5 protein-coding genes are annotated in these 8,018 nt (G+C 62.5%); 2 read left to right on the forward strand and 3 right to left on the reverse strand.

Annotated elements, in window-relative coordinates:
• Positions 1-185 precede the first annotated feature (185 nt).
• The 3 genes from AC0969_RS18060 to AC0969_RS18070 all read right to left on the reverse strand — a co-directional run bounded on the left by AC0969_RS18060 (position 186) and on the right by AC0969_RS18070 (position 3,838).
• Entirely contained in the window at positions 186-1,205 is a 1,020-nt protein-coding gene (locus tag AC0969_RS18060) for an ABC transporter permease (RefSeq protein ID WP_479625544.1), read from the reverse strand.
• 17 nt (positions 1,206-1,222) lie between these two features.
• Complete coding sequence (locus tag AC0969_RS18065; RefSeq protein WP_479625545.1) at positions 1,223-2,746, reverse strand: sugar ABC transporter ATP-binding protein; 1,524 nt, start codon at positions 2,744-2,746, stop codon at positions 1,223-1,225.
• Positions 2,747-2,908: 162 nt separating this feature from the next.
• On the reverse strand, positions 2,909-3,838 hold the full coding sequence (locus AC0969_RS18070; RefSeq protein ID WP_479625546.1) for a sugar ABC transporter substrate-binding protein: 930 nt from the start codon (positions 3,836-3,838) through the stop codon (positions 2,909-2,911).
• 239 nt (positions 3,839-4,077) lie between these two features.
• Between AC0969_RS18070 and AC0969_RS18075 the strand changes: the two genes are divergently transcribed.
• Positions 4,078-6,015 (forward strand): bifunctional 5-dehydro-2-deoxygluconokinase/5-dehydro-2-deoxyphosphogluconate aldolase, encoded by a 1,938-nt coding sequence (locus AC0969_RS18075; protein WP_479625547.1) that lies wholly within the window; start codon positions 4,078-4,080, stop codon positions 6,013-6,015.
• A 12-nt stretch (positions 6,016-6,027) separates the two neighbouring features.
• On the forward strand, positions 6,028-7,884 hold the full coding sequence (gene iolD / locus AC0969_RS18080; RefSeq protein WP_479625548.1) for a 3D-(3,5/4)-trihydroxycyclohexane-1,2-dione acylhydrolase (decyclizing): 1,857 nt from the start codon (positions 6,028-6,030) through the stop codon (positions 7,882-7,884).
• Positions 7,885-8,018 lie beyond the last annotated feature (134 nt).

Raw genomic sequence — 8,018 nt, forward strand, 5'->3', positions numbered from 1 at the left:
GGCAAGTTGGTGTATATTTTGCTATTTTTAATATAGCAACGAGCGTAGGCAATACTTACGCCAGAGGCCTCTTTCATCCAAAATCAATCCTACTGCCCCACGCAACATCCGGGTTGATACCCTGGCTCCAAGCCAGCTTGTGCAGGCTTGGATAGGTTGAGTCGGTTTGAGTGTGGGGCGGGGTATCAGGTCCGGCGCTTTTTATTGCGGTACTGGTCGGCCACCACGGCGGCGATGATGATGCCGCCTTTGACCATTTCCTGGTAGTACGCGTCGATGCGGATGAAGGTAAAGCCCGACATCATTACGCCCAGAATCAAGATGCCGATCACCGTGCCCGTGACCCGGCCCAGGCCACCCACCAGCGAGGTTCCGCCGATCACCACGGCCGCAATTGCGTCCAGCTCGTAGCTCACGCCCATGCCAGACTGGCCAGAAATAGCGCGGGCGGCGGTAACGGTGCCCGCGATGCCGCTGAGCAAACCGGCGATGCTGTAGATCCAGATCAGGTGCCGGTTCACGTTGATGCCCGACACGCGGGCGGCCTGGCGATTCGCACCGATGGCGTAGGTGAACTTGCCGAAGCGGGTGTAGCGCAACATGATGTGGGCCAGCACCGTAATGACCAGGAAGATGATCACCGGGTTACTACCCTCCCCGATCCAGGCGAACTCTGGTGTCAGCATGCTGACCGGCATGCCACCAGTAAACCATTTGGCAAAGCCGCGTGCCGCCACCATCATGCCCAGCGTGGCAATGAACGGAGGGATGCCGGTGTAGGCGATCAGCGCGCCATTTACCCAGCCCACCACCACGCCCACCAGCACCCCGGCCAGAATGGGGAAGAACGGGTGCAGATCGGTCAGCTGCGGAAACACGGCGCGGGGAAAGTCCGACACCTGGGCCAGGCTGGCCGCCACCACGGCCGACGCCGCCACCACCGAGCCCGACGACAAATCAATGCCGCTGGTGATGATGACGATGTTGACCCCAATGGCGATGATGCCGATCACCGCCATCTGCAAGATGATGACCTTCAGCCGCTCGGCATTGAAGATGAAGCTCTGGTCGTTCATGTACCAGCCGATGGCTTCAAAAAACACACTGATGCCGACCAGCACCAGAAAGATGCTGAATTCCGGCGGGAACTTGTAGGCGGCCTTGGTGCCCGGTTGGGCGGGGGCGGAGATGGTGGGGGAGCTCATACACTTTTCCTTTTAAATTACTTTGCTGCCAGGTCCATGACGGAGACCTGGTTGGCATCCTTGCGGTCCAAGATGCCGGTGACCTGCCCGCCGTGCATCACGACCACGCGGTCGCTCATGCCCAGCACTTCGGGCATCTCCGACGAGATCATCAAAATCGCCACGCCGGTCCCGGCCAGCTCGGACACCAGTCGGTGGATTTCGGCCTTGGCGCCCACGTCGATACCCCGGGTGGGTTCGTCCAAAATCAAAATGCGCGGGTTGGTCAGCAGCCAGCGGCCCACCAGCACCTTTTGCTGGTTGCCACCCGACAGGTTCTGGATGATTTCACCCATGCCCGGGGTTTTGACGCGCAGGCGCTTGGCCATCTCCAGGCAGTCAATGGCCAGCTGCTCGCCCTGCACAAAACCCTTAGACACGTAGCGCTGGTTCAGCACCGCCGTGTCCATGTTGTCCTGGATGTTCAGGCTCAGGAAGCAACCGGTTTCCTTGCGGTCTTCGGTCAAAAAGGCCATGCCCGCCGCCAGTGCCTGGGTGGGTGTGCGGATGCTGATCGGCACACCCTTGATGGCAATCGTGCCCGACGTGGCAGGCACCACGCCAAACAACGCCTCGGCCACGTTGGAGCGGCCCGAGCCCACCAGCCCAGCCATGCCGACGATCTCCCCGGCGCGGATGTCGAAGCTCACGTTTTTGAAAACACCCTCCACGCACAGGTCTTTCACCGACAGCATCACTTCGCCAATCGGCACTTCCATCTTGGGGAACATCTGGGTGATTTCGCGGCCCACCATCATGCGGATGATGTCGTCGCGGGTCACCTCGGTGGAGGCGTGGGTGGCGATGTACTGGCCGTCGCGGAACACCGAAAACTCGTCGGCGATCTCGAACAGCTCGTTCATCTTGTGGGTGATGTAGATGATGCCCTTGCCCTTGGCGCGCAGGTTGCGGATGATGGCGAACAGATGCGCCACCTCCGTCTCGGTGAGCGCCGAGGTGGGCTCGTCCATGATCAGCACGTCGGAGTTCCAGGACACGGCCTTGGCGATTTCCACCATCTGGCGGCTGGCGACGGACAGGTTCTGGATCTCTTCTTTAGGGTCAATCTTGATATTCAACTCTTGGAACAGCTCGGCAGTTTTACGGTACAGCGCGGCATGGTCTACAAAGCCGAATGCGTTCTTCGGTTCGCGGGTAATCCACACGTTTTCGGCCACCGTCATGGTGGGCATGAGGTTCAGCTCTTGGTGGATCATGGCGATGCCCAGGTTCAGGGCATCCAGCGGCGACTTCATGTGGATGGGCTGGCCGCGCAGGCGGATGTCGCCCTTGTCGGGGATGTAGATGCCCGCAATGATCTTCATCAGCGTGGACTTGCCCGCGCCGTTCTCGCCCATCAGCGCATGCACCGTGCCCGCGCGCAGCTTGAAGCCCACGTTGTTGAGCGCAACCACGCCGGGGAATATTTTGAGAATGCCGTTGATCTCCAACAGCGGAGCATCGGTGGTCAGCGGGCGATCTAGGGTGGCGGTATCGGGCATACGGTGAGGTTTTGTGAAAAGGTGGGGAATAAATACCCCCTCACCCCAACCCTCTCCCGTCAACGGGAGAGGGGGCAATACCGGCATTGCTCCCTCTCCCCAGCAGGGGAGAAAGACAGGGCCGGTGTGGGGGTTGGATGCCCCAACGGAGCATCTTCAAAATCAGTTCTTGCCGAGGTACTTGGCCAGGTTGGCAGGAGTGACCAGCTCAAACGGCACATTCACAAAGCGCTCGACCGGCTGCTTTTTAGCCAGCTTCAAAGCCGCTTCCATCGCGCCACTGCCTTGGCCTGCGGCGTTCTGGAACACGGTGACTTTCAGGTCGCCCGCCTTCATGGAGGCCAGCGCATCTGGCGTGGCGTCGATACCGGCCACGATGGACGCGGGGGTCCACTTCTTGGAGGCTTTGAGCGCGTTGATGGCACCGATGGCCATTTCGTCGTTGTTGGCGATGATGGCGTCAAACTTCATGCCGGTGGAGAGCCAGTTGGTGGTGATGTCCTGGCCCTGGGTGCGGTCCCACTTGCCTTCACGCTTGTCCAGAATCTTGATGCCGCTGCAATCCTTGGTGGCCAGCACGTCTTCGATGTCCTTGGTGCGGGTACGGGCGGCTTCATTGGAGAGTTCGCCCATCAGCACCACGATGCTGCCCTTGCCCTTCAGAATGCGGCACACCTCTTGGGTTTGCACCGTGCCCGAGACCACTTCGTCGGACGCAACAAACGCCACGCCTGCGGGCAGCTTGGCAAAGTCCACCGGCTTGCGGTTCACATAGACCAGCGGAATCTTGGCATCGGTCACCATCTTGGTGATCTTCGGCGTCACATCGGTGTCCACCGGGTTGACGATGATCGCGTCCACCTTTTGGGCAATCAGATTCTGGATCTGGCTGAGCTGTTTGCCCACGTCGTTTTGCGCATCTTCTACCTGCACCGTGGTGCCCGACTTTTTACCGGCATCGACCACGCCGTCTTTCAGAATCGTCAGGAAGGTATCCAACTGGGCCATCGCCAGACCGACCTTTTCCGCGTGGGCCGCCAGGGGGGCCAGCAGGGTGGTTGATACGGCTGCGGCAATGAGTAGTTTTTTCATGTTGATGCGTCTCCGAAGTTGTTGTAGGGGTGCGGCCAAGCGGGTTAAAAAAGTGCCTTGTCCACGGTCTGTACTGTAATCAAAAACGGTAAAAATAGAAAATAAATTTCTAAGTGATTACACTTAGAGAAAAATATTTCTCTACAATTTATAGTCAATGCACCTGCCACAGCGCCGTGCTGTACACACCGTCTTCCCGTGCCCACGGGAACCCTTTTTTCGCACAACACCGTACCTAGATGAGCCAACTGAACTTCCCCTCTGGTCGCCGTATCGACCTCGCCTGCCTGGGTCGCCTGGCGGTGGATCTGTACGCCCAACAATTCGGCAGTCGGCTCGAAGACGCCCGCAGCATGGCCATGTACCTGGGTGGCAGCTCGGCCAACCTGGCGTTTGGCGTGGCCCGCCTGGGTTTAAAAAGCGCCATGCTGTCCCGCGTGGGCAACGAGCACATGGGCCGCTTCCTCACCGAAACCCTGGCCGCCGAGGGCTGCGACACCAGCCAGGTGCAGATTGACCCCGAGCGCCTGACCGGCATGGTGCTGCTGGGCCTGAAAGACCGCGACACCTTCCCGCTGCTGTTCATGCGTGAAAACTGCGCCGACATGGCGGTGCAGGCCGATGAGATCAGCGAAGACTTCATCGCCCAGTGCCGCGCCCTGGCCATCACCGGCACCCACCTCAGCACGCCCGGCACCCGCAGCGCGTCGCTGGCCGCCCTGGCCTACGCCAGAAAGCACGGCGTAACCCGCGTGCTTGACATCGACTACCGCCCCGTGCTCTGGGGCCTGACCAGCCGGGGCGCAGGTGAAAACCGCTACGTGGCCGATGCCCACGTGACCCAGCAATTGCAAGAGGTGCTGCCCGCATTCGAACTGCTGGTGGGCACCGAAGAAGAATTCTTCATCGCCGGGGGCGTGGCAGGCGACCTGATGGCCTGTCTGCGGGTAGTACGCCAGCTCAGCGCTGCCACCCTGGTGGTGAAACGCGGGGCCGACGGCTGCACCGTGATCGAAGGCGATATTCCGGCCCATATTGACGACTCACCCACGTTCAAGGGCGAGCGGGTCGAGGTGCTCAACGTGCTGGGCGCGGGCGACTCGTTCCTGTCTGGCCTGATGGCCAGCCTGCTGCAAGGCAAAGACTGGGCCGCATCCACCCGGGTGGCCAATGCCTGCGGGGCCATCGTGGTGTCGCGCCACGCCTGCTCCGCCGCCATGCCCACACCGGCTGAATTGGCCCACTGGTTTGGCGGCAGCCGCAACCCCCAGGTAGATGCCGACCAGCAACTGGCCCACCTGCACCGCGTGACTGCGGCCCGGCCTGTTTGGGATGAAATGTGCGTGCTGGCCTTTGACCACCGCAGCCAGTTTTTCGACATGGTGCGCGAGGCTGGAGCCGATGAATCGCGCATTTCCGCACTCAAGAAGCTATTGGTCGAAACGGCAGAGCAGGTCGAGCGCAGCCACAGCCTGCAAGGCCATATAGGCGTGCTGATCGACGGCGGCGACTATGGCCGCGATGCCCTGGCCAGCGCCACCGGGCGCGGCTGGTGGGTCGGTAGGCCGATCGAGTTGCCCAGCTCGCGCCCGCTGCGCTTTGACGGCACCCGCTCGGTCGGCAGCGCCCTCATCCACTGGCCGACCGAACAAGTGGTGAAGTGCCTGGTGCACTACCACCCTGACGACCACTACACGCTGCGCCTGGAGCAAGAGCAAAAAGTGCTGGAACTCTGGGAGGCCACCCGCGCCAGTGGCAACGAGCTGCTGCTGGAAATCATCTGCCCCCGCGCCATGACCCCCACAGGCACGGAAGATGCCGCCGTGCTGCGGGCGGTCAAACGCTTCTACAACCTAGGCGTGCAGCCCGAGTGGTGGAAGCTGGCCCCCATGCAGCCCCAGGGTTGGACTGACCTGGCGGCCCTGGTGGCAGAGCGCGACCCGCACTGCCGGGGCGCGGTCATTCTGGGCCTGAACCAGCCGCTGCAACTGCTGGCCGACAGCTTTGCGCAGGCCACCAACCCCATCGTCAAGGGCTTTATGGTCGGGCGCACACTGTGGGCCACGCCATCGCTGCAATGGCTTAAAAATGAAATCGACGACGCGGCGTTTAAAAATGCCGTGGCACACAACTTTGCCATCCTCGTAGAGGCTTGGCGCAACCGTAAACCAGCCTAATCCATCCGCCGTATGAAAACCCACACACTCACTATGGCCCAGGCGCTGGTCAAGCACCTGGCAGCATTGCAAGTCGAAATGGCCGACGGCAGCACCCAGCCCTACTGCGCAGGCGTGTTCACCATCTTCGGCCACGGCAATGTGGCGGGTTTGGGCGAGGCCCTGTACGCCGAGCGCGCCACGCTGCCCACCTACCGCGCCCACAACGAGCAGGGCATGGCCCACGCGGCCATCGCCTACGCCAAGGCAAATTTTCGGCAAAAAATCATGGCCGTGAGCACCAGCATTGGACCGGGCGCTACCAATTTAATCACCGCCGCCGCCGTGGCCCATGTGAACCGCCTGCCGGTGCTGCTGCTGCCCGGCGACACCTTTGCCAGCCGCGCGCCCGACCCGGTGCTGCAACAGATTGAAAACTTCCAACACGGCGACATGAACGCCAACGACAGCTTTCGCCCGGTCACCCGCTTCTTTGACCGCATCACCCGGCCCGAGCAAATCCTGACCGCCCTGCCCCGCGCCATCCAGGTGATGACCGACCCCGCCAGCTGCGGCCCGGTCTGCCTGGCCTTGCCGCAAGACGTGCAGGCGATGGCTTTTGACTGCCCCGACAGCTTCTTGCAGCCTGGCACCATCTACTTCCGCCGCCCGCCCGCCGACACCCGCGAGCTGGCTGCGGCGGCCGCCCTGCTGAAAACCGCCCAACAGCCGCTCATCGTGGCCGGGGGCGGTGTGCTCTACAGCCAGGCCTGGGAGGCGCTGCGGGCCTTTGCTGAAAAACACGGCATCCCGGTGGTCGAATCGCACGGCGGCAAAAGCAGCCTGCCCTGGGAGCACCCGCTGAACCTGGGCGGCATAGGCGTAGACGGCGGCCCCGCCGCCAACGAAATGGCCCGCGAGGCCGACCTGGTGATCGCCGTAGGCACACGCCTGCAAGACTTCACCACCGGTTCGCACGCCCTGTTTGCCAAGGCAAAACTGCTGTGCCTGAACGTGCAAAGCTTTGATGCCACCAAATGGGCCGGTGCCGCCCTGGTGGCCGATGCCCGCGTGGGCCTGGGCCAGTTGGATGCCGCCGTGGGCGACTGGCAGGCGGCCTCCGCCTGGACCGCCCGCGCCCACCGACTGGCCGCAGGCTGGGTAGTCCGTGTCACTGAACTCACCACGGCCGTCCCCAAAGACGTGCTGCCCTACGATGCCGAAGTCATCGGCACGGTGCGCGATTCGGTGGCGAATAGCGATGTGCGCGATGTGGTGGTCTGCGCCGCAGGCACCCTACCCGCCGAGCTGCACAAGCTCTGGCGCGCCACCCGTCCCGGCAACTACCACGTGGAATACGGCTACTCGTGCATGGGCTACGAGATTGCCGGAGCGCTGGGTGCCAAGATGGCCCGGCCAGACCAGGAAGTCATCGTCATGGTGGGCGACGGCTCCTACATGATGATGAATTCCGAGATCGCCACCTCGGTGCTGCTGGGCAAAAAGCTCATCGTGGTGGTGCTGGACAACCGGGGTTACGGCTGCATCGACCGCCTGCAACGCGCCAGCGGCACGCCCAGCTTCAACAACATGCTGGATGACTGCATCCCCGAGGGCGGCAGCAGCAGCCAGATCGACTTTGCCATGCACGGCCGCAGCATGGGCGCGGATGCCGTGCACGTGAAAGACCTGGCCGAGCTAAAGACCGCCATGGTCGCCGCACGCGCCGCCCGCAAAACCCAGGTGGTCGTGATCGACACCACCCACCACCGCACCACCGCCGAGGGCGGCTGCTGGTGGGAAGTGGCGATTCCCGCCGTTTCCGAGCGCACCGAAGTGAACGCGGCCTTCGAGCGCTACACCGCCGCCAAGCAAAGCCAACGGATTTAACTGCCTTACCCCTTCCCCCTCCGGGGGAAGGTTGGGATGGGGGCACGGCCCAACCGCCAGGGCCCCCCCCCACCCCCCCCCCCCCGGGGGGGGGGCCGCACACCACCCACCCCCCCCAAAAAAAAAAGACCCCC

Source organism: Rhodoferax sp. LB1P47 (assembly GCF_056521445.1).

Bases quoted from the DNA above. Each gene is read 5' to 3' on its own strand.
- iolD (WP_479625548.1), top strand. From the start codon at position 6,028: ATGAAAACCCACACACTCACTATGGCCCAGGCGCTGGTCAAGCACCTG.
- AC0969_RS18065 (WP_479625545.1), bottom strand. From the start codon at position 2,746: ATGCCCGATACCGCCACCCTAGATCGCCCGCTGACCACCGATGCTCCG.
- AC0969_RS18070 (WP_479625546.1), bottom strand. From the start codon at position 3,838: ATGAAAAAACTACTCATTGCCGCAGCCGTATCAACCACCCTGCTGGCC.
- AC0969_RS18060 (WP_479625544.1), bottom strand. From the start codon at position 1,205: ATGAGCTCCCCCACCATCTCCGCCCCCGCCCAACCGGGCACCAAGGCC.
- AC0969_RS18075 (WP_479625547.1), top strand. From the start codon at position 4,078: ATGAGCCAACTGAACTTCCCCTCTGGTCGCCGTATCGACCTCGCCTGC.